The organism is Bacillus sp. SIMBA_074 (assembly GCF_046534555.1).
GTDB lineage: Bacteria > Bacillota > Bacilli > Bacillales > Bacillaceae_G > Bacillus_A > Bacillus_A mycoides.
Window position 1 is genome coordinate 1 of record NZ_JAWRYM010000429.1, and the last position, 277, is coordinate 277.

Here is a 277-nt window from a genome sequence, read left to right on the forward strand (position 1 = left end):
CTGTAGTGTTGATTTTTCTGCCGCTGATTTACCCGTTTTAACCGGCACCTGCTAGTGAAGAAGATTGCAATGAATAAAACTGGATTAAAAAACAACGATATCAAATGGCAGCAACACACAACTGATGCTGTTCAGCGTGAAGCCTTATTCGGCCATAAGAGCGCGGTGATTTGGTTTACCGGCCTGTCTGGTGCCGGCAAATCAACTGTGGCCAATGCCCTGGAGCAGGCGCTGGTAGAGCAGGGTAAACATACCTACCTGCTCGATGGCGACAATG

1 protein-coding gene is annotated in these 277 nt (G+C 48.4%); it reads left to right on the forward strand.

What is annotated here, in order from left to right:
- Window positions 1-54 precede the first annotated feature (54 nt).
- Window positions 55-277, forward strand: a 223-nt coding sequence (locus SB773_RS31445) for an adenylyl-sulfate kinase (RefSeq protein ID WP_486304310.1), incomplete at its 3' end; no start/stop codon positions are given.